We start from the raw sequence: 18,895 nt of genomic DNA, 5'->3' as shown, positions 1-18,895 counted from the left end.
CTATCTCCCTTCAGTAACGGGCAATGCATGATCGCTGCGTTGGGGCGCGACCATGCGAAACCGGATGTTGATGTCGTCGGAAACCATACCGCTGGCGAACTCCCCTTCGCCGATGCTGAAGTCGCTGCGTTTAAGCGTTAACTGACCGTCGAAAATGCCGATGGCGTTCTCCGCCTTCAGCAGAACCGGCACCACCACCTCCCGTGTTTTGCCCCTGAGCGTGAGGTTACCGGTGATCTGATAGCGGTTATTGCCAAGGTCCTTGACACCGGTCGACTCGAAAATCGCCTGCGGATAAGCCGCGGTATCAAACCAGGCGGTCTTCTTCAATTCACTGTTCGCGTCGCTGCTGCCCGCGTCGATGCTGTCGAGTTCGATGATCAATCTGGCGTGGGCCGACTCGGGCCTGACCGTGTCGAAATAGAGGCTGCCCTGGAACCTGGAGAAGGTGCCATACACACTCGACCCCATCTGGTCATAGGTAAAGCTGATGGTACTGGCCGTGGTGTTCACATCGGCGTATTCCACCGCCTCGGCGACGGGCAGGATACCCGCCGCGAAGAGGGCCGCCACAGCGGTGAGACGAGTGAATCGAACGTTCATGGAGCTCTCCGGGCCAGGGCTTCCTCAGGGGTTGAGGTGTCAATCGCATGCCAGCCGGCAGTAGAAGGACTAAAGCAAAGAACGGCGGCTAAATCCACCTGAAACCCGTTGCAGCGGATCGCCCTCATTCGCGCCGCAACACCCCCCAGGCGGATTCCGACAGAACTACACCAACCGCTCAATCTTCTGATGCTTCCACACCAGGTTGTAATACAGCGTCTGCAACGCCAGCATCCCCAAGTATGACAGCGGAAACGCCATCCACACCCCTTGCAGCCCGAACCGCGCATCCAGCAGGTACGCCGCCGGCAACTGCACGCCGACCACGCACACAATGGAAATCGCCACCGGCACCATCACCGTGCCGCTGGCGCGCATGATGCCGCCGATGATCGCCTGGAAGCCGAACACCAGCAGGCTCCAGAGCATGATGTGCAACAGGTGTTCAGCCATGCTTCGCGTCGCCTCTTCGGTGAGGAACAAGCCCAGCAACCAGTGCGACAGCCCGTAACCCAACACCACCAGGCCACCGGTCAGGCACAAGTTGATCATCAGCCCGGTACGCAAGATCGAGCCGATTCGCTCGATGCGCCCTGCCCCGATCGCCTGCGCGCCGAGGATCGATGCCGTGATCGCAATCGACAGCGCCGGGAACTGCACGTAATTGACGATCTGCGTCACCGCGCCATAAGCCGCCGTCGCCTGGGAACCGTGCTGGTTGACCAGCGCCAGAATCACCAGCTCCGAGAGCGACAACACCACCATCTGCAAGCCGGTCGGCAAACCGATGCGCAGTACCTTGCCGAGAATCGCCATGTCCAGCTTCATGGCCGCGAAAAACTCCCGGTCCGGCGCCAGCGGATGCCCGTTACGAATCAAGCGCCACGCCAGCCAGCCCATCGCCGCCAGGTTGCCCGCCAACCCGGCAAACGCCGCACTCTGAATCCCCATCGGCGGCAACCCCAGCCAGCCGCGAATCAACGCCGGCGTCAGCGCCAGTCCGATACAGGTCGAGACCACCAGCGCCAGCAGCGGCGACAAGGTATCGCTCACCCCGCGCAGCAACTGGGTGAACAACACGAACACCAGCAGCGTCGGCATGAACCACAACATCACATGGGCATACGCCACCGCATCGTCCAGCACATCACCCGGCGTCCCCAGCCCCACCAGCGACGACCGCGCAAACACACTCCCCACCACCGCCGCCACCAAACCGATCAACAGGCCCAACAACAGCGTCGAGCCGGCGATGGCCTTCACCAGATGCGTCTGCCGCGAACCCCAGGCCTGCCCGATCAACACCCCTGCCCCCGCGCCAAGGCCGATGACCAGGGCGATGAAGAAGAACACGATGGGGAACATGCCGGACACGGCCGCCAGGGCCTGGGTGCCGAGCATTTGGCCGATGTAGATGCTGTTGACGGTGCCGGACATGGACTGAAGGAAGTTCGACAGGACCATGGGGGCGAGGAACAGGAGGTAGGTTTTCCAGAGCGGGCGCAGGGGTTGGGTGGGGGTTTGCATGGGGTGGAGGTCCATCTCGACGACGTGAGGGCTGATGAGGATAGCTTCGGTGAGTTACGAGCCTGGGGCAATGAACATTTGAGGGTTGGGTCGGGATTTCTGGCATGGGGGGAAAAGTCCGAGGTTTTGTCGTCATGGGTCCTACAAAAAGCTCGGAATGACTCACCTACCGCACGGATTCCATGCCGCTTATAGTCTGCGCCGTCGCCCAAATGGCGATTCGGGTTTGGCGACCTGACAACAGAGAATGACCAATTGACGGCCTTGAGCCAATCAGACAGAGATCATTCAGAATGAATCGATACATGCCTCTCACCGGAATCGACATGATTCCCGCCTCGCTGTTCATTGATACCCAAGCCCCACTCGACGTTCTGCAAGCCATGGCCGATTACCGTATTCGCACGGTGACGCAGGTGCTGGAGAACATTGCCTTTCGCGCCGAGATCGGTTGCGACACGGTGGTGTTGTCGGATTTTTCCAGATTGCTGGCCATTCCGCTGCGGGATGGGTGTGATTTGATGGATGTGATTGGGCGGCGATTGCGGGCGCAGGCGGCGGAGTGAGTGGGAAACGGGCGCTGACCGCGCCCGTTTGTTTTGTCGGACGAGGCATTTTTTGTTCTTCACGGAATCCCGGGATACAACGCTAACGCAATACTTGTGGAGCCAGCTTGCTGTCGATGCCCTGGAGTGCGCCGCGTTTTTCCAGTCCACCGGCTTTATTGTTAACGACCATCGCTGCGATACGGCGACCCGCCAAGCCAGCTCCTGAAATGGACGGCGCCCACGTTGCAATGCCCCTTTTTTCTCGAGCGTTTTTTTATTCGACATCGGTCAATTGCAGCCATCTATGACCATCAGCAATCGGCCAATTTCTGTCTGTCGCCAGCCTCACCGGGTCATTTCCGGTCGCTTAAGACTTTGGTATCGGGTTAGTCCGGTGCCATGCAAATAATTGTTCAGGTCGAACGCATATCAGCAGACAGTTGAGGTGCGACTTTGCAGATTATCGATCACACCTTGACTTTGGCTCGGACCGATCCGGTTCTTTGTACAAGACCCTCTACCAAGAAATAGCGTCGTTGGCACAAGAATTTGAAGCAACGCACTGGAAGGCAGGAACAAAAACTGTCGGGTGGTAAATCTCTAAACGAGGGAATTACGAAGCCACCCTCGGGCTTGGACTTAATGTGCGGGTGTCAGCTTCCGACACATAAGTTTGCAGCGTGTCGGAATAGACGGTGGTGCTGGAGCCGAAGCAGATCGACCCACAGCACCTACGACCCGACTTGCCCGGAGCGACCGCTCAGGATTACTTCAGTTTCGCCAGCATCGCCACGGCGACTGCCTTGGCCGATTGAGGGTTCTGGCCGGAAATGACTTCGCGGTCTTCGATCACGTTCTCGCTCCACGGCTTGGCTTCGGAGAAGTTAGCACCGGCTGCCGTCAGGCCATCTTGCGGGAACAGTTTCATATGGCCGCCGCCGAGGAAACCTTTGGCCTGCTCCTCTTCCGCGTCGGTGAAGGCGGTGACTTTGTAGCCCTTGTAAATCCAGTTGGCTGGCGCTGCCGGCTGTTTGCCCGATTCCAGCGCGGAGACAAAACCGTGCGCGTCCGGGATCGCCGACAACATGGCTATGGTGCCATGGCAGGTGAAGCCGGTGATCTTGCCTTTTTCATGGAAGTTGGTCAGCAGTTGGCCCAGTTGCTTGTCCTTCAGCAGATCCTGCATCGGGATATGGCCGCCAGGCACGAATACGGCATCGAACTTGTCGTAGCCGATTTTCTGAACCTGCGCGAAGCTGATTGCCGGCGAGCCGCTCTTCGAGGTCAGCTTCAGCGTATCCAGCAGCGCGAGACTTTCCTGACGGGCCTTTTCATCGCCGCCCCAGAAGCTCACATCATTGGACTTCTGGTCCGCGGTTGGCGCCTTGCCGCTAGGGGTGGCAAATACGACGGTTTGACCCGCCGCGATGAAGGTCTGCACCGGTTGCATTAACTCATTCAGGAAGAAACCTGTTTGCATGACCTTGCCGTCCTTCAGGTCCAGTTGAGCCTGATCCGACAGTACAACCAATACCGTGCCGGCGTTGGCATAGTTAGCGGCGGCAGCCAGCAGTACGGCAATAATGGTTTTTTTCACGCGATTCTCCAGTAGGGATGGTTTGATGGAGGCATCTTATTACTAGAGCAAAAAGCGATAGAGCCCATGAATTGAATTTCACTTATTACACTGAGTAATCAATAGGCAGGACTTACTGTCGCTGAGGTGCTTGGCCCGCCGCCAGAATTTTCTCGGTGCAAACTCCGGGACATAGCTGACGCAGGCCGTCCTGCTTACCATCCCGCGATCCTTCCTGCGGGATGGGTGTGACTTGATGGATGTGATCGGGCGGCGACTGCGGGCGCAGGGGGCGCAGTGAGTGAAAACGGGCGCTGAAGGCGCCCGTTTTTTTGTCGGATGAGAAGGACTGCAGGCTTTGTTCTCAGACGTTAATGTCTTGAGTTTACGCCTGGGGCCCATTACGCAGTGGTATTGATGCGGGTACCCACAGATCCTGAGGTAGCTTTTGGCAGCTCGACTTCGCCCGGTTTACTCCCGTCATGATCGCCGTCGCTATCTATCTGCACAGTTGGGGGCTTTTCGAGTTTGATGGCGGCGGCTTGAGGCAGGGTGATATGGGTCGAAGTGCTTATTGCCGATGTCATGTTAATCCCCTTAAGGAGCAGTAGTTTGAGTTGATACTATCGGCGTCATTGTTTAAATATTCAGGGCATTTAGTACGGTATCCACTCATTTAAAACAACTGAGATCCGCTCCCAGTCACAAGCCCGGCTGTATATTTCAGGCATTGCAAGACGTGAAAAAAATGTGATGCGTGCGTGAATAATCAAGGTTTTATTGTAATGACCTTAATACAAACTCTTGCGTGATAACCCTACCGTCACTCTTCAGAGATGTATTGCAAATGATCAATGATCGAGGTCCGGGCGATGCCAAGGGTCAACGTGCGTCATCAGGTTCAAAACGCGGTGCCTTTGCATCACGTTCTCCCTGGCCGCCACGGCGATGGCATGACCATGCTCAACAGTAATTGAGGCATCCACCTCGATATGAGCGTCCACCATGATCATGTCGCCCATTTTTCGAGTACGTAGATCATGGACACCTTTGATACCTGGTGTTTGTTGGAGCGTTTCGCGGATCGCTGCGATCTCTTGCTCATCAGCCGCACGGTCCATCAGGTCGTGCAATGAATCCCAAGTGAAGGTCCAGCCCATTTTGGCAATCATGCCACCGACCACCAGCGCAGCAATGGGGTCAAGAATCGGGTATCCCGCCAGGTTACCGACAATGCCTATGCCCACCACCAAGGAGGAAGCGGCGTCGGAGCGCGCGTGCCAGGCGTTGGCAACCAACAAGCTGGACTTAACTTTTTTGGCGACCCTCAGCATAAAGCGAAATAACAACTCTTTGGCGACCAACGCTCCCAAGGCAACCCACAACGCGACCGCGTGCACCGTCGGAATTGATTCGGGGGTTTCAAGCTTCAGCACCGCGGAGCCAATCATGCCAACACCCACGATCAACAACAGTATTCCCAATACCATGGACGCGGCGGTCTCAAAACGCAGATGCCCATAGGGATGACCTTCGTCGGCCTCCTGCTTGCTTTTGTGGCTGGCGAACAACACGACAAAGTCAGCGATCAGATCGGATAATGAATGAATGCCATCGGCTACAAGCCCTTGGGATTTCGATAGCAGTCCAACGGCAATCTGGGTCAGCGAAAGCGCGATATTAACGATGACACTCACCCACGTGCAGCGGGAGGCTGCCGCTGCACGCGCAAGTTGACTGAAGCCTTCGTCTTCAGGCTCGTCAGAGAACTCTTCATAACTCATTTTTTATTCCTGTCATTGAAACTGATACTCGCTACGCAACATGAGCGATGGATGTGCCCGGCGGAATTTCTATTTTTAAATGGCCTTAAAGTGTAAGGCTTGAAATTACGCCGGCGCAATGTTGACGGCATTAATCATGCCGCGCACGAAAGATGGTTTTCGACAACTGAGCATGATGGTGTAAATACTAATATTTCGCGTAATTCAAACTTTCTGGAACTCAGCAAAATTGATGTTTTAAAGCGGGATGAGTCACCCGGCTCGGCAGTGATAGTGATTGCCAGATTTTGGGTCGATTGTTGCCTGTCGCGATCAGTCGGACATTGTTTTCTGTGCCTTGCCCTGTCGGGCTAACAGGACATTGCCATCCCAATCCCCGTTTGCCGTTCCTTCGGTTCGTGGCAGGAGCCGTTCGTTGTTAAAAGCGGCAGCCAGAGTACCCCGTGGTGCATTCACATCGGGCTGTGTCGAAGCCAACGTGACGAGGGATAGCGGATGATAGAGGCGCTCCTCCACAACTGAACCCATCCACAGCGCTGAAGAATGCTCGTTCGTGAGCTCGAAATCGACGGCCCATACTCGAAGTACGAGGCGCGAGCTGGTACAGCCCGATTGGGCGTCCATCGATTGATCCTGAGTTGATGATCCGCATGGCTGATCGTGGGCTATTGCTACGGCATTCGCTCAGAGCGGCGGTTGTGCGAAGAGGCCCATTTGAACCTGGCGTATCGCTGGTGCTGCCGTTTGAGCCTTGAAGATGAAGTCCCTAATCACTCGATCTTTTCCAAAAATCGACACGGCCGTTTTCGGGACAGCGAGCTCTTTCGCTGGTTGTTCAACGAGGTGCTGCGTCGTTGCATGGACGCCGGGTTGGTCACTCGTCTGGCTGGCAACGCGTGAACATGGGTCGGCGGATGCTCACGTTTGATGCACGTTCGTCAGAGCACCAGCGATGCTCGGCTGCTGACCCGTGAAAACATGAGATTCCTGCTCCGCACCTCAGCAGTCGCCGGACCCGATTTGCATGATCACCCAGGAATGACGCTGACCGTGTTGGCGACGCCGTCTTCACTAGAAGACCGTTCGACGCCCAGTGGAACGGGACGTCGGTCGCGCAGATAGCGATAGCTGTTGCGGCTCTCTTCAATCCGCCCGCGGTCCAGCGTGACACGGACAGGATGTCCGTCGGTGGCCTCGACCAGCACGTTTCCGAACGGATCGACGGCGACACTCTCGCCAGGAAATGACAGGCCCTTGCCTTCACCAATCCGGTTCACCATAACGACGAAGCATTGGTTTTCCATGGCGCGGGTGATCACGGCGCGCCGGTGTACGGGGCCGTAGGGGTCCATGTTGCCGTCCAGTACGAGGATGAGGTCGGCGTCCAACAGGGCCAGCGAGCGGGCGGTCTCCGGAAACTCGATGTCGTAGCAGATGAGCATGCCCACGCGTAACGAGGCGATTTCACACACCGCGTACTGCGAGCCGGCATCGAAAACGCCCCAGTCCGTATCGGGCCAAAGATGAGTCTTGCGGTATTTGAGGGCAATGCGCCCCGATCCATTGATCAACATCGCGGTGTTATACGCCCGCCCGTCAGCCACTTCGCAAAAACCGAAAGCGATGGCGGTATTGCTTTTGCGTGCCGCCTCCTGAAGGAGTCGGATGGGCTTGCTACGGGTGGTCAGTCCAGTGCTATCAATCTCGTCCCTGGTTGGAAAACCTGAGAGTGTCGTTTCGGGAAACACGATCAAATCCGTATCGAGCGGGGCATTGCGGATTATCGACAGCATGTTGCTCAGGTTGATCTCGACGTGTGCGTCCGCGATGGGCAATTGCGCCAGCAAAATGTTCATGGGGGCCTCCATAAAAAAGGGCACCGCACCTGGGTCGATGGGAGCGGCACCCTGAAACGTCAAACAGTGCGCCTAGCGATCAGAACCAGAAAACCGGGGTCGTTGTCAGCAACTCGATTCCGGTCCGGGTGACGATGAAGTTCTGCTCCCACCCCACGCTGCCGACACCTTTTCGCGTCATGAAGGATTCCCCGGAGGCGACCATCCCCTCTTCGAAAATATCGTCTGCCGTGACCGAATCCCGGTTGATGATCGGGTGTTCCCACATGGAGCCATTGCCGTGACCAAAGTACGGCCATTGCTTGGCGGCCAGGTCCTCTTCTTCGGCCACCCGTGCCTGCACACGCTCGGCCTCGCCCACCACGTCGAGCACGCGGGCTCCGTGCTTCACGGAGTTCATCACCGCCTCGGTGATGGCGTAGGAGTCGACCAGCAGCGAGCGCTGCTCCGGAGTGGGCTTGCCGCCGCAGACCAACGAGCGTCCGGGGTCGAGCCAGTACCCCTGATGGGTGGGCCCATAGATCCAGGTCCGGACCATATCGCCTTTGCTCGGCGCGCCCATGGAGTACCCGTACATGGGATCACGTTCGAAGAACTGACTGTCCTCGTCGTTGCCGAAGTTAACCGGAATCCGCAGCCAGCCTCCCCCACGACGTGTCAGCTCATAAGCGCCCTCTGCCGCCGCCTCGGCCGCAGTCTTGCCCGCGTAAAGGCTGTCGCACACGCGGTACAAGGCGCTGGAGACCATTTGCCCCGCTTCGCGGAACATGTCCAGCTCTCGCGGGCTCTTGATCCGGCGGCAACGGCGGATCAGGTTATCGTCATACTCGAACTCGATGCCGGGCGTCTGCTCCGCGAGCTGCCTGGCGTATTTCATCGGCAGATTGTCGGACCCGACGAACACGACGCTGCGACGTGGCTTGCGCGCGTTCAGTGCCTTGGCGACGCTGCTGATCGGGTCGTCACTGAAGAAATAATCGCCACAACGCACCATACGACGACGCACTGTCGCCACGTCGGCATGCAGTTCCGGTTCCTTTCCGAGTTCCAGTATCACGCAGCAGAAACCTCGCGCGTTCCAGATTGGGGAATCCGGTTCCTGGCCAGAGTGTTCCGACCAGAAGTTGGTCAACCAAAGTGTTTCCATGGCCCGCTCATAATGGCCAGCTGTCTTGCCCCAGACAATGGCCAGTTCATAACCCTGCCGGCGCATTTCATCTTCCACTTTTTTCCAGCGACCCTGATATTCATCCACTGGAAAATAACCGTCGGGGTAATTCATTCTTTCGATCGTCATTACGATTACCTCAGTCGTTGTTTTTATAAATAAGCGCGTCAAATACTGATCAGCGTTCGAGCGCCATAGCCGTCATATTCAACCCATGACGGGAGAATTCAAATACTGCAAATCTGCACTATTGCTATCGTTATTAAATGAAAGAAGGAACGAAAGTTCGTATCGCTAGAGGTCGCGCTCCACGACAACATGTGCAAGTTGTCGAAGTGCATCAGCTTCCGGGCCAAATGCCTCCAATGCCGTTAACGCCCCCTGCAGAAGTTGCCAGGCATAATGCCGCGCCCCCTCCAGTCCCAATGAAGAAACTGCCGTGGACTTATCGGCAGGCTGGTCCGCGTGAACCGCTTTCCCCAAGGCCACCGGATCGGCGACGACATCCAGAATGTCGTCGCGCACCTGAAAGGCCCGGCCGATTTGTTCGGCGTATTTTCTCAGGGCCACGAAATGGCTCGTTTCCACGTTTGCGCCACTCGCCATCGCGCCCATCACCACACTGGCCTCGATCAAAGCCCCGGTTTTCAAACGCTGCATTTCAGCGATTTGTTCCGGGGTCGGTCGGGCACCGGCCAGCGTGATGTCGAGAAACTGGCCACCTGCAAGACCGGCGGGGCCGACCGCCCTGGCCATGACCGCCACCATTTGCAGCCGAATCCCGACACTGACCGTCGATGGTTGCGCCAGCGATTCGAACGCCAGTGCCTGCAAGGCATCCCCTGCAATCAAGGCCGTGCTTTCGCCGTAGGCCACATGCAACGCCGGCTTCCCTCGACGAACAAGCGCGTCGTCCAGCGCAGGAAGGTCGTCGTGTATCAAGGAATAGGCGTGCATCAGCTCCACCGCGCAAGCGACACCGTCCGCAGCGTCAAGCGGCCCTCCCATGGCTTCACACGCACTGTATGCGAGTATTGGCCGCAAACATTTACCCGGTTCAAATACGCCGTAAGCCATGGCGTTATACAGTTTCTCCAGTGAAGGACTGGAGTGTGTCAGTCGTTTCCGTAATCCATTGTCCAGTCGTGCACGAAGTGTCAGGTATCTTTCGCTGTTCACGGTTTCATGTATTTGCATCACCGGCTCGCCAGATTTATTCGTTATCCGCGACGGCGCGTAACATAGAGTGCGCATAAGAAGGCGAGGCCCATTTCGAATAAATAACCCAACCCGCCATCGCCAGGAAAACAATCATGATCGGTACCGCCCAGTTTTCGTACCAGGCAAGTTCCGGATAACGAGGCCATGAAATATTGACCGCTTCAAATAGGGTCCAACCGGTGGCCGCGAAGATGGCGGGAATACTCAAAAGACCCAGAGAGAACGGCCCTTCTCGCCAGTCGCCTTTCAATACGCTGATACAAGCGCCCACCAGCGGGAATGCAAAGGCTAGATAAAACCCGGCAATACTGAACGCCAGTAACAGCGGATAAATATTGGTGAAAGACAACATGAACAACAGTGCCGATAACCCGCCGGTCAACAGAAAAGCGCGCGTTGGCAATTTGTCGTCCCCACTCAACTGTCGGAGGAAATCCGAGCAGGGAATGGTTCTGTCCCGAGCGAACGCCCAAATGACCCGGGATACCGACGCCTGAATGCCCAGCATGCACGCCAGAAATCCGATGATGAACAGCACCAGCATGCCCTTGTAAGCGATCTGCCCCAGATGGGTGATCAGCGTCACCGTGACAGGGTCGCTTCCCGCGGGGAATTCCAGGGTGGGCAACGCCAAGATCAGCGAAAACGCCGAAAATGCCACCACCGCGCCAACCGACAGCAGGCAAAACAGCATCGCCTTGGGCACCGCTCGCTCAGGATCCTTGACTTCCTCAGCGACGGCACCGGCGCTTTCAAAACCCACGAATGCCCAACCGCAGTAAGCAATGGCGAGCGCTACTTTCGACGAGAAAAAGCCGGAGATACCTGGTTCCGGCCAGGCAAACACCTGAGCGTCGGGAATCAGGATGGACAGCGCGTTGACTTTGAACTCCACCAGCAACAGCACGCCGATGCCGACCGAACCGATCACTTCGGCTGCAATGCACAGCCAGACGATGGTCGAGAAAATCTTTCGGCCTTGAGTATTACCCCACGTGGCGAATGCAATGAGAAACAGCGCAATCGGCACACTGATCATCTTGTCGGTCGCATCGATGCCGAACAGCTGCGCCACGAATCCCGCGCCACCAAGGGCTACCGTTGCAATGGTGATCGGCAGCGTGCAGATGTAAGTCCAGCCTGCAAACCAGCCAAAGCGACTGCCGAGCAGGTACTTGGACCACTGATAAATACTGCCCTCATATGGAAATCTCGATACCAGCATGGCGAAGACCAACGCCACTAGCAGCTGCCCTGCCATGGCTACCACCAAACCCCACCAGAAGGCAGGGCCGACCGTTAAAATGCCGATTCCGAAGATGGAGTAAAGCGCCACAATGGGCGATATGAAGGCAAAGGCCAGGGAAAATGTGGAGGAAAAGTTCAGTTCACGTTGGAGGTGATGACCTTTTTCCTGACAATAGTCCCTGCCAACCGGTGTGCTGTTCATGGGCATACTCCCGCCGCTCGCGTAATCCGCGAGTCTTCAAGTTCATATTGTTATCGTTGTAGGCCGGCCGCTGAATGACCGTTGTTGCGGGGCTGCGTGCCGAGCCTTGAGGGCGATGTTATCCCCCGTCACCGACTGCACCAATAGTGCTAATCTGCACTAGCTGCCGTTATGACTGCCCGAACATGTGCATCATGAATAAAGAAAATATTTCCCGTTCGCTGGTGATGTCGAGTTTGGCGTACAACCGCTGTTTATAATTCCTGACCGTTCCCAGACTAAGGTCCAGTTTTTCCGCGATCACGGGCATCGAATACCCGCGTAAGGTTTTTTCGACCAGTTGTCGCTCGCGCGGACTGAGGTGATAAGCATCATAGAATTGTTCGAAGAACTCTTTGACATCCGTTTGTATATACCCTTCGCTTTTTTGTTCGAGAAATACTGCTCTGACGTTCGTCGTAGAAGCGGATACATTTCTGGAATATTCCCAGTGGGCAATCAAGCCCTCAACATGAACCGCAATCAGTTCAGGCTGACTCAATATGAATTCCAGCGTTTCGTTTCCGAATGCATGACCGGTCAAAGCGTGCCATGCGGGGTTTTGATAGAGGATCCTGTTATCACTGCCCAACGTGAGAACGCCGACCTTTCCATTCCCGAACAGGGCGCCGAGCCCCTCCAGAAACTCCGTTCGCATGTGCGCGGAATGCGCAGCGACGATGATGGGGTAAAGGGCGGTGAACAAGGCGATTTCATCCTCATTGAACAGGGTGTACTCGCGGTCGAAACAGAAACCCAGATAGCCGCCTCCGATGACAGGCAGCATCAGCGTCAGCTCGTCCAGAATCTGCCCCGACTTGAAAATTTCATCGTAATAAACGTTGGAATCATCCTCACTTTGCATGAGTGAAAACGTTACAACAGAGGGCACACGCTCTTCTGTCACTAGCCGAAGCAAAGGGTCGATCCTGTAGAGGTGACTCATATATTGATCAACCGCCTCGTGGCTCAAAGAGGTGTTGACAATGAACTCGGGGGCAGAAAACCTGCTGTACTTGATAGCCAGCCAACGCTCACAGTCAATATATTGTCCCAGCGTCTCCAGCACGATGGCATAAAAGTCCTGGCGCCCCACAGCGTCGACAACGGCCGCTATTGCTGCCGCCACACGCGTGTGATCACGAAAGACTTCATTCATGAGGATCTCCGATTTTGCAAATGCCTTATCGCGTCAAGCATAGCCCTTTCACAGTGCAGCATGCGCACCAAACGATGCACATAACCGATGGCTTCAACACGATACATTGATGTTATTTCTGGCAATGCATTAACGCGTCAGCTAACGACAACCGGTTACGCGCACTCAATCAGCAATGACTATGCCACGTTAATTTACAGAGCGAGATCCGCAATAGTGCAACATGACACCATTGACTTTTTATCAAGAGGCGACGCAGTACAGCCGCTTAAAAACTTCAGCTCTTAAATCGGTTAAATAACCTGCAAATTTCACATATTGCTCTAGATATGGACTACATCAAATCGAAACTCTCAGCACCATACAAACAAAACAACTGAAACAAACCTGGAACCCTGCTTACACAGTTGAGTAAGCATCAATAAACTCAATCTGGACAAAGCATAAAATCATCACGACCAAGAAAACCGTCAAACGAAATTCAGTTAAGGGGCTGACCCAATGTCCGCAGTAGGTCGACTATAGCCCTTCGAGACCGGCAGCAATTGGCCAAGCGCATTCCTTCAACCTCTACAAAACCAGTGGGCGATACAAAGCGACCGTCAGCTCAGGGCCGTGTCCGATACACAGGTAGCCAGATCGAGAGCTACGCTAATGCCTGGTAAGGCCCGGTCCATCCAAATCAGCGGTGGCGCACGAACATGGTTTTCTCTTTATTGATGGCGTTGGTATTAGCGTTTCTGATTGGCTGGGTTTCGCAGCGCATGGGCATGTGCCTTGTCAAAGCGAGCGAACAATTGCTGGCGGGGCGTCCGACATTGTTTGTGGCACTGACATCGTGTGGATTGTTCGGGTTGCTGCTGGCCCCGCTCTATCGTTTCTCCGAGGTCAGCCTGCCGCTGTACTCGCCGGGTATTTCCTATCCTTTACTGGTTTCGGGAGGCTTGTTGTTCGGGGTGGCATCGGTGTTGAACAACGGTTGCAGCGTAGGTACGCTGACCCGGTTTGCCTGTGGCAATGTCAATAAGCTGTTCACCGTGATCGGCTGGGTCCTGGGCATCGTGCTCTGGTATTACATGCGCATGATGCCCGAACAGAAGACCCTCCTGATGCCGGAAATTTCCAACCGCCATTACTGGCTATTGATCGGTGTTGTGGCGCTGGTGCTGATTTTTCTGGTCGCCATACAGGGTAATAAACACCTGGTTTTCTCCAGCATGCTGCTGGGTGCGTTGACGAGTGCGCTCTATGCGTTTGAGCCGCTATGGACACCGAGTGTGTTCTTTTACGATGTTTCGCGGATGTTCTGGCAAGCCGATATGGCAATCAGCGCCCGGCGTATTGCAGTGTTTGTCATGTTGTTGGCCGGCATGCTGAGTTTTACCGTATACCGGAAAAATTTCCGTTTCGAGGCCTTTACCCCATCAAAGGCTGGCGTTCATTTGTTGGCGGGTATTTTGATGGGGATTGGGGCTTCGATGATGCTCGGCGGTAACGACTCGCAAATACTGTTGGTGTTTCCAACACTGAGCGTTGCTTCAAGCATTCCAATGGTGTCGATCGCCACAGGCATTCTGGTGTCATTGTGGTGCAAAAAGCGCTTTACGAATTGAACACCCTCCAGAGGGTTCCGCTGTCGACTCAACAGTACCTGCCGCCCCCTCCGTCAAGGGCAAGGAACGGCCAATCCTTCAGCCCCCTCATTCCAACAACGAAACCAATCGCGGCTCAATAGACCCCTTCTCCACTTCCAGCAACACCAATGTCACCGGCAACTTGAACCGCCGGGGCCCCGCGCTGCCTGGATTGAGGAATAGTCGTTCGTCACGCCATTCAATGCGTGGCTGATGGGAATGTCCGGTGATCACCAGCCTTGTGCCGGCTTCCAGCGCTGCCGGGACGTCGGCCAGGTCGTGGACCAGCAAGGTACGCCAGCCATTGAGGTCGAAAGACAGATGGTCGGCGATGTGTGCTGCCCACGGGGCCGTCTGGTCATTGTTGCCGCGCACGACGTGCAGGGGCGCGATCGACGCGAGTTGTTCGAGAACTTCCGGTTTGCCGATGTCACCGGCGTGGATGATCCGTTCACAGCCCCGCAACGCCGCCAGGGCTTCGGGGCGGAGCAAGCCGTGGGTATCGGAGATCACGCCAACTTTCATGCAAGGCTCCCGGCCAGTTTCAAAAATGAATACAGGGTATCAGCCGTGGGTGAACGCTCGGATACTCCCCTGCCCCGGCGTTTGGATGATCCGGGGGCCGATGCTTGATACAACCCGATATATACGCAACGGTATGGATGTTCACCTGCACTCCCTTGGTCTCGCCGTTGAATGGATTGACATGAAAACAATACCTGCGCCGACCTTGGGTTTTTCACGAGCAGGCTCGCTCCTACAGGGGTATTGGTGTGGGTACGGTTTTGTCACTTCGACGCGTTGCGCGGATCGTCATGGCTATCGATGTATTCAAGCCCCAGCGGCCCCGTTCCGTAGACTTGCGAGATGTACTCGCCTGATTTCGCCCAGTGAAAGTGCGGTGTATTGGCCGGGAGTATCACTACGCTGCCCGGACCATAAGCCACCAGTTTGTCTGGATCGAAAACAGTACCGAAGCCGATGTAGAACACACCGGACATGACGGTATAGATACGATCTTCCGGATGAGTATGGGGCATAAGTTTGGTGCCGCTGGGCACTTTGACTCGCACTACATAAGGCGCAGGTTTACCGGGATCGCCGGCGATAACGGCGAGTTTCACTTCTTTCGGGAAAGCCGGAAAGCTGCGCCATTCCACGTCTTCGTTATGCAAGGCACCGACTTTATCGATTGGCAAGGGTTGAGCCTGGGCGAGCGGGATTGCCGCGCTTGCGACAAGGAGTGCGGCCAGACCCGCTGTTTTGATCATGCTCTGAATCATGGAAGGCACCTTAACTACGCAGTAAACGAAATCGTCAGGCGGACTCTATTTCCCCTGGGCATTGCTGATAATGGCGTGATCGCGAATTACAGTTGATACCCAATGTAATCAATGCGCTGCCGCACAGGTGCGCCACTTCATCACGCCCACAAGCAGTGTGCTGTTCGCCTTATCAATCCCGTCGATGCTCACCATCACGTCAATGAAGTTCTCCTAAAAAATCCGCGGCGTAACATGAGCTCCATACCAAACAAACAACACCCCGGAGCACACGATCATGAAACGCCAAACCCTCCTCAGCATCGCTTTTTCGATCTTTGCAGTGAACGCTTTTGCCGCTACTTCTGCTCAACCTGTAATCGCTGAAGGCGGCTCGGATCATCTGATTGAAAGCCGTGTGGCTGAAGGTGGTTCTGACCGCCTGATCGAAAACCGCGTCGCCGCCGATGGTTCGGACCATCTGCAAGGCAACACCGTCGCTGCCGATGGCTCCGATCACCTGCAAGGCAACACTGTCGCCGAAGGTGGTTCCGATCGCCTGATCGAGAACCGCGCTGCCTAAGCCATTCGCTCCGCACTACCCCGCAAAGCCCGGCCTGATCAGCCGGGCTTTTTCGTGTTCGCATTAGTTTCACCCTGATTGTCCAACCTGTGTCCGACTTGAGCCCTGGCAGCGAGTTTAGCGGTCCCTTGTCATGGCAAATTTGCAACCTTGCCTATACTGCTTGCGGATTCGCAAACCCGCCCGGTTTGCCGTCATCACCCGACAAAGCCTCCCTGACAAAAAGGAGTTTGCCTAATGACCGAAGACTCAAAAATCAAAGGGCCGGCGTCTTACTTCCCCTCCATTGAAAAAAAGTACGGGCACCCCGTCACTCACTGGCTGAATCTGCTCGAATCAGTCAGTGGCAAGAAGCATATGGAGTTGGTGGCCTTACTCAAATCCGAACACGGCATCGGCCATGGTCATGCCAACGCATTAGTTGCCTACTATTTGGCTTCAGCTAAAAGCAACTGACCACACGGCGTCATCGCAGCGTTCTCGGCGCTGCGAAGGGGCCAATCAAGCCAAATCCACCGCCCCTCCCCGTTCTAGCGGACTTACATGAACAACTGTTTATGCAGTTATTCACAGTCCTGCATTAATACATGTGTTAACTGCATTTGAATCGCAACTAATGATTTATTCGCGATCTACTGACAATTCCATCACATTTCAACCGATAGCCTTGAAGATCCAGCCGCTTCTCCGACGTCACGGCGAGCGCAAAGTGCGAAACTCTCATGAAAAAAACGTTAGTCAGTTTTCTCAAAAGTGAACAGGGTGCGCTGATACTTCTGCTGGGCGTGTCCGCACTCTTGATGCTTTTCGGGTTAGGTGCCAGAGAGCTTTGGGGCCCGGAAACCCGCTGGGCAAACATCGCCCTGCAGATGTTGCAAACTGGCGATTATTTCGACCCTTATCTCAAGGGCACGCCCTATTATGACAAGCCACTGCCTTCCTATTGGTTGATTACCGCCACTGCCCATTTGATGGGTGGCCTTGGGAATTGGTCGCTGCGTCTGCCCTCAGTCTTGTCGGCGTGGGTGAGTGTCTGGCTGGTCTACCTGATCGGTGAACAGTTGTATCGCAAAGGCACCGGCCTGATCGCTGGCTGGTTTCTGGCGACGACGTTCTTTTTCGTGTTCTGGGCCCGGGTCGCCACGGCGGATATCCTCACGGTTTGCGGTGTCCTGGGCGCGGTCTGGTGGTATTGGCGCGGTCCGAACGATACGCGCCTGAGTCGCTACATCGTGTTTTTCCTGATACTGGCGCTGACCTCATTGTTCAAGGGCTTGATCGGGTTCATTCTTCCCGGGCTGATCCTGCTGCCGCACTTGCTGGGCGAAGGGCGCTGGAAAAACCATCTCAATCCCCGCCTGTGCCTGGCGCTCCTGGTGGCAGGCGCGTTCTACATGCTTCCGTTCCTGCTGTCGCATCGCTACGGCACGCCAAGCTACGAACAGAGCGGGCTTGATCTGGTCTTTCGGGAAAACGTGGTCCGATTCTTTAAGCCTTTCGACCAATTTGGGCCGATTTACACCTATCTGCTTTATCTGCCGGTCTACACCCTGCCCTGGGCTCCCTGCTGGATACTCGGCCTGTGGGTGGCCGTGCGCAGCTGGAAGCACACCGAGCCCAACGTTCGCTGGCTGATTGGCGGCCTGGGGCTGCTGTTCCTGTTCTTTACCGCCAGCGGCAGTCGACGCAGCTATTACGTATTGCCACTGGTGCCGTTTGCCCAATTGCTGGCGGCCTGGTGGGTTACCCGGCGCATGGCCGAGCGAGAGGCTGCCGGTAAAGTCAGCGGCCCAGGCTGGACCAAGGGCATTGCCGGCGCGGCTGTTTTTTTGTTGTTGATTCTGGGGATCGTCTATCCCTGGACCAACGGCGGAGACGGCGGGGTCATGCAGTTCAGCAAGGATGTGCGTGCCGAAGCCAGCAAAACGGCGCCGTGGAACGAATGGCGCCTGGTGTTGGTGGACGTCGACAACAAGTTGCCCATGTACCTGCAAAACCATAGCTCACCGTTTTATTACGTTCAGCCGGATTCGGACATTCCGCACAGCGGTGACAGCGCGGCACTCATGGCGTGGCTGGAAAAGAAAAGTGGCGAGCGCTGGAATCCCGAACGCACGATCATTGTCGAGCCGTACGAGGACATCAATCGATTGCCCCTGGGCTATCTGACTGCCGATCATCAGTTGATCACCACCAGGCCAAACAACGGCGCCCGCTTGACTCACTCCCATGAAGCCGGCAGTGCTGCGTACATTCCCAAGGTGAAAACGGGCGACTGAGGTCCCTCTTTTCCGCGTGCATAACCTTCGTGGATTTTCGGGGGTGGTCGACCGACCACCCCCATCAGGCATACACATCCTTACCGCGTAGTCATTCGCTCCCCTCACTGAACCGCCGATTCAGTGGCAGACATTTTTTGTTTGCTACTATTACTGCACGGCATCGAGGTCGTGGCTTGCAAAGTCAGTTGTCACCTCCCTGGCAT

At 55.8% G+C, this 18,895-nt stretch carries 16 protein-coding genes and 2 pseudogenes; 6 read left to right on the top strand and 12 right to left on the bottom strand.

Translation table 11 applies throughout. From position 1 onward, the window contains the following. Together F7R06_RS16415 and F7R06_RS16410 are read right to left on the bottom strand one after the other, a co-directional pair. The gene (locus F7R06_RS16415; RefSeq protein WP_090323377.1) at window positions 1–603 is read right to left on the bottom strand and encodes a YceI family protein; all 603 of its coding nucleotides are present in this window, start codon (window positions 601–603) and stop codon (window positions 1–3) included. 165 nt (window positions 604–768) lie between these two features. After that, window positions 769–2,130 (bottom strand): MATE family efflux transporter, encoded by a 1,362-nt coding sequence (locus tag F7R06_RS16410; protein ID WP_090323379.1) that lies wholly within the window; start codon window positions 2,128–2,130, stop codon window positions 769–771. 293 nt (window positions 2,131–2,423) lie between these two features. On the opposite strand from F7R06_RS16410, the gene F7R06_RS16405 reads away from it, so the two are divergent. After that, window positions 2,424–2,696, top strand: coding sequence for a hypothetical protein (locus tag F7R06_RS16405; RefSeq protein WP_090323380.1), 273 nt, complete (start codon window positions 2,424–2,426; stop codon window positions 2,694–2,696). A 748-nt stretch (window positions 2,697–3,444) separates the two neighbouring features. On the opposite strand, the gene F7R06_RS16400 is transcribed toward F7R06_RS16405, so the two are convergent. From F7R06_RS16400 to F7R06_RS16390, 3 genes are all read right to left on the bottom strand, one after another. Beyond that, on the bottom strand, window positions 3,445–4,275 hold the full coding sequence (locus F7R06_RS16400) for a type 1 glutamine amidotransferase domain-containing protein (protein ID WP_090323382.1): 831 nt from the start codon (window positions 4,273–4,275) through the stop codon (window positions 3,445–3,447). 830 nt (window positions 4,276–5,105) lie between these two features. After that, the gene (locus F7R06_RS16395; protein WP_090323384.1) at window positions 5,106–6,038 is read right to left on the bottom strand and encodes a cation diffusion facilitator family transporter; all 933 of its coding nucleotides are present in this window, start codon (window positions 6,036–6,038) and stop codon (window positions 5,106–5,108) included. A gap of 312 nt (window positions 6,039–6,350) precedes the next feature. Next, entirely contained in the window at window positions 6,351–6,662 is a 312-nt protein-coding gene (locus F7R06_RS16390; RefSeq protein ID WP_090323385.1) for a hypothetical protein, read from the bottom strand. On the opposite strand from F7R06_RS16390, the pseudogene F7R06_RS16385 reads away from it, so the two are divergent. Continuing rightward, window positions 6,632–6,914, top strand: a pseudogene (locus F7R06_RS16385) (transposase); the annotation flags it as partial. The gene F7R06_RS16390 and the pseudogene F7R06_RS16385 overlap by 31 nt on opposite strands. A gap of 152 nt (window positions 6,915–7,066) precedes the next feature. Here F7R06_RS16385 and F7R06_RS16380 read toward each other — a convergent pair. From F7R06_RS16380 to F7R06_RS16360, 5 genes are all read right to left on the bottom strand, one after another. Beyond that, window positions 7,067–7,894, bottom strand: coding sequence for a nitrilase-related carbon-nitrogen hydrolase (locus F7R06_RS16380; RefSeq protein WP_090323387.1), 828 nt, complete (start codon window positions 7,892–7,894; stop codon window positions 7,067–7,069). A gap of 79 nt (window positions 7,895–7,973) precedes the next feature. Further along, window positions 7,974–9,191 (bottom strand): M24 family metallopeptidase, encoded by a 1,218-nt coding sequence (locus F7R06_RS16375; RefSeq protein ID WP_090323389.1) that lies wholly within the window; start codon window positions 9,189–9,191, stop codon window positions 7,974–7,976. Window positions 9,192–9,356: 165 nt separating this feature from the next. Next, window positions 9,357–10,259 carry a polyprenyl synthetase family protein gene (locus F7R06_RS16370; RefSeq protein WP_159437815.1) on the bottom strand — a complete coding sequence of 301 codons (903 nt, stop codon included), beginning with the start codon at window positions 10,257–10,259 and terminating at the stop codon, window positions 9,357–9,359. A gap of 16 nt (window positions 10,260–10,275) precedes the next feature. Next, a complete protein-coding gene (locus tag F7R06_RS16365; protein WP_159437816.1) occupies window positions 10,276–11,733 on the bottom strand; it encodes an APC family permease in 1,458 nt (485 codons plus the stop codon). Between the two features lie 169 nt (window positions 11,734–11,902). Beyond that, on the bottom strand, window positions 11,903–12,931 hold the full coding sequence (locus tag F7R06_RS16360; RefSeq protein ID WP_090323393.1) for a helix-turn-helix transcriptional regulator: 1,029 nt from the start codon (window positions 12,929–12,931) through the stop codon (window positions 11,903–11,905). A gap of 701 nt (window positions 12,932–13,632) precedes the next feature. Between F7R06_RS16360 and F7R06_RS16355 the strand changes: the two genes are divergently transcribed. Beyond that, window positions 13,633–14,544, top strand: a complete 912-nt coding sequence (locus F7R06_RS16355; RefSeq protein ID WP_090323395.1) for a YeeE/YedE thiosulfate transporter family protein — start codon at window positions 13,633–13,635, stop codon at window positions 14,542–14,544. An 87-nt stretch (window positions 14,545–14,631) separates the two neighbouring features. Here the strand turns inward: F7R06_RS16355 and F7R06_RS16350 are convergent, their stop codons facing one another. Next, window positions 14,632–15,090: a metallophosphoesterase family protein gene (locus tag F7R06_RS16350; RefSeq protein ID WP_090323397.1), complete on the bottom strand. Its 459-nt coding sequence runs from the start codon at window positions 15,088–15,090 to the stop codon at window positions 14,632–14,634. A 263-nt stretch (window positions 15,091–15,353) separates the two neighbouring features. Beyond that, window positions 15,354–15,848 carry a cupin domain-containing protein gene (locus F7R06_RS16345; protein ID WP_090323398.1) on the bottom strand — a complete coding sequence of 165 codons (495 nt, stop codon included), beginning with the start codon at window positions 15,846–15,848 and terminating at the stop codon, window positions 15,354–15,356. A gap of 277 nt (window positions 15,849–16,125) precedes the next feature. Between F7R06_RS16345 and F7R06_RS16340 the strand changes: the two are divergent. The 3 genes and pseudogenes from F7R06_RS16340 to F7R06_RS16330 form a co-directional block, all read left to right on the top strand. Further along, window positions 16,126–16,407 (top strand): annotated as a pseudogene (locus F7R06_RS16340) (hypothetical protein); the annotation flags it as partial. A gap of 240 nt (window positions 16,408–16,647) precedes the next feature. Further along, entirely contained in the window at window positions 16,648–16,866 is a 219-nt protein-coding gene (locus F7R06_RS16335) for a DUF4287 domain-containing protein (RefSeq protein ID WP_090323401.1), read from the top strand. 266 nt (window positions 16,867–17,132) lie between these two features. Then, window positions 17,133–18,689 (top strand): ArnT family glycosyltransferase, encoded by a 1,557-nt coding sequence (locus F7R06_RS16330; protein ID WP_090323403.1) that lies wholly within the window; start codon window positions 17,133–17,135, stop codon window positions 18,687–18,689. Window positions 18,690–18,895 lie beyond the last annotated feature (206 nt).

Origin of the sequence: Pseudomonas moorei (genome assembly GCF_008801475.1) — a bacterium.
GTDB lineage: Bacteria > Pseudomonadota > Gammaproteobacteria > Pseudomonadales > Pseudomonadaceae > Aquipseudomonas > Aquipseudomonas moorei.
This window is presented reverse-complemented; position numbering and strand designations above follow the sequence as displayed.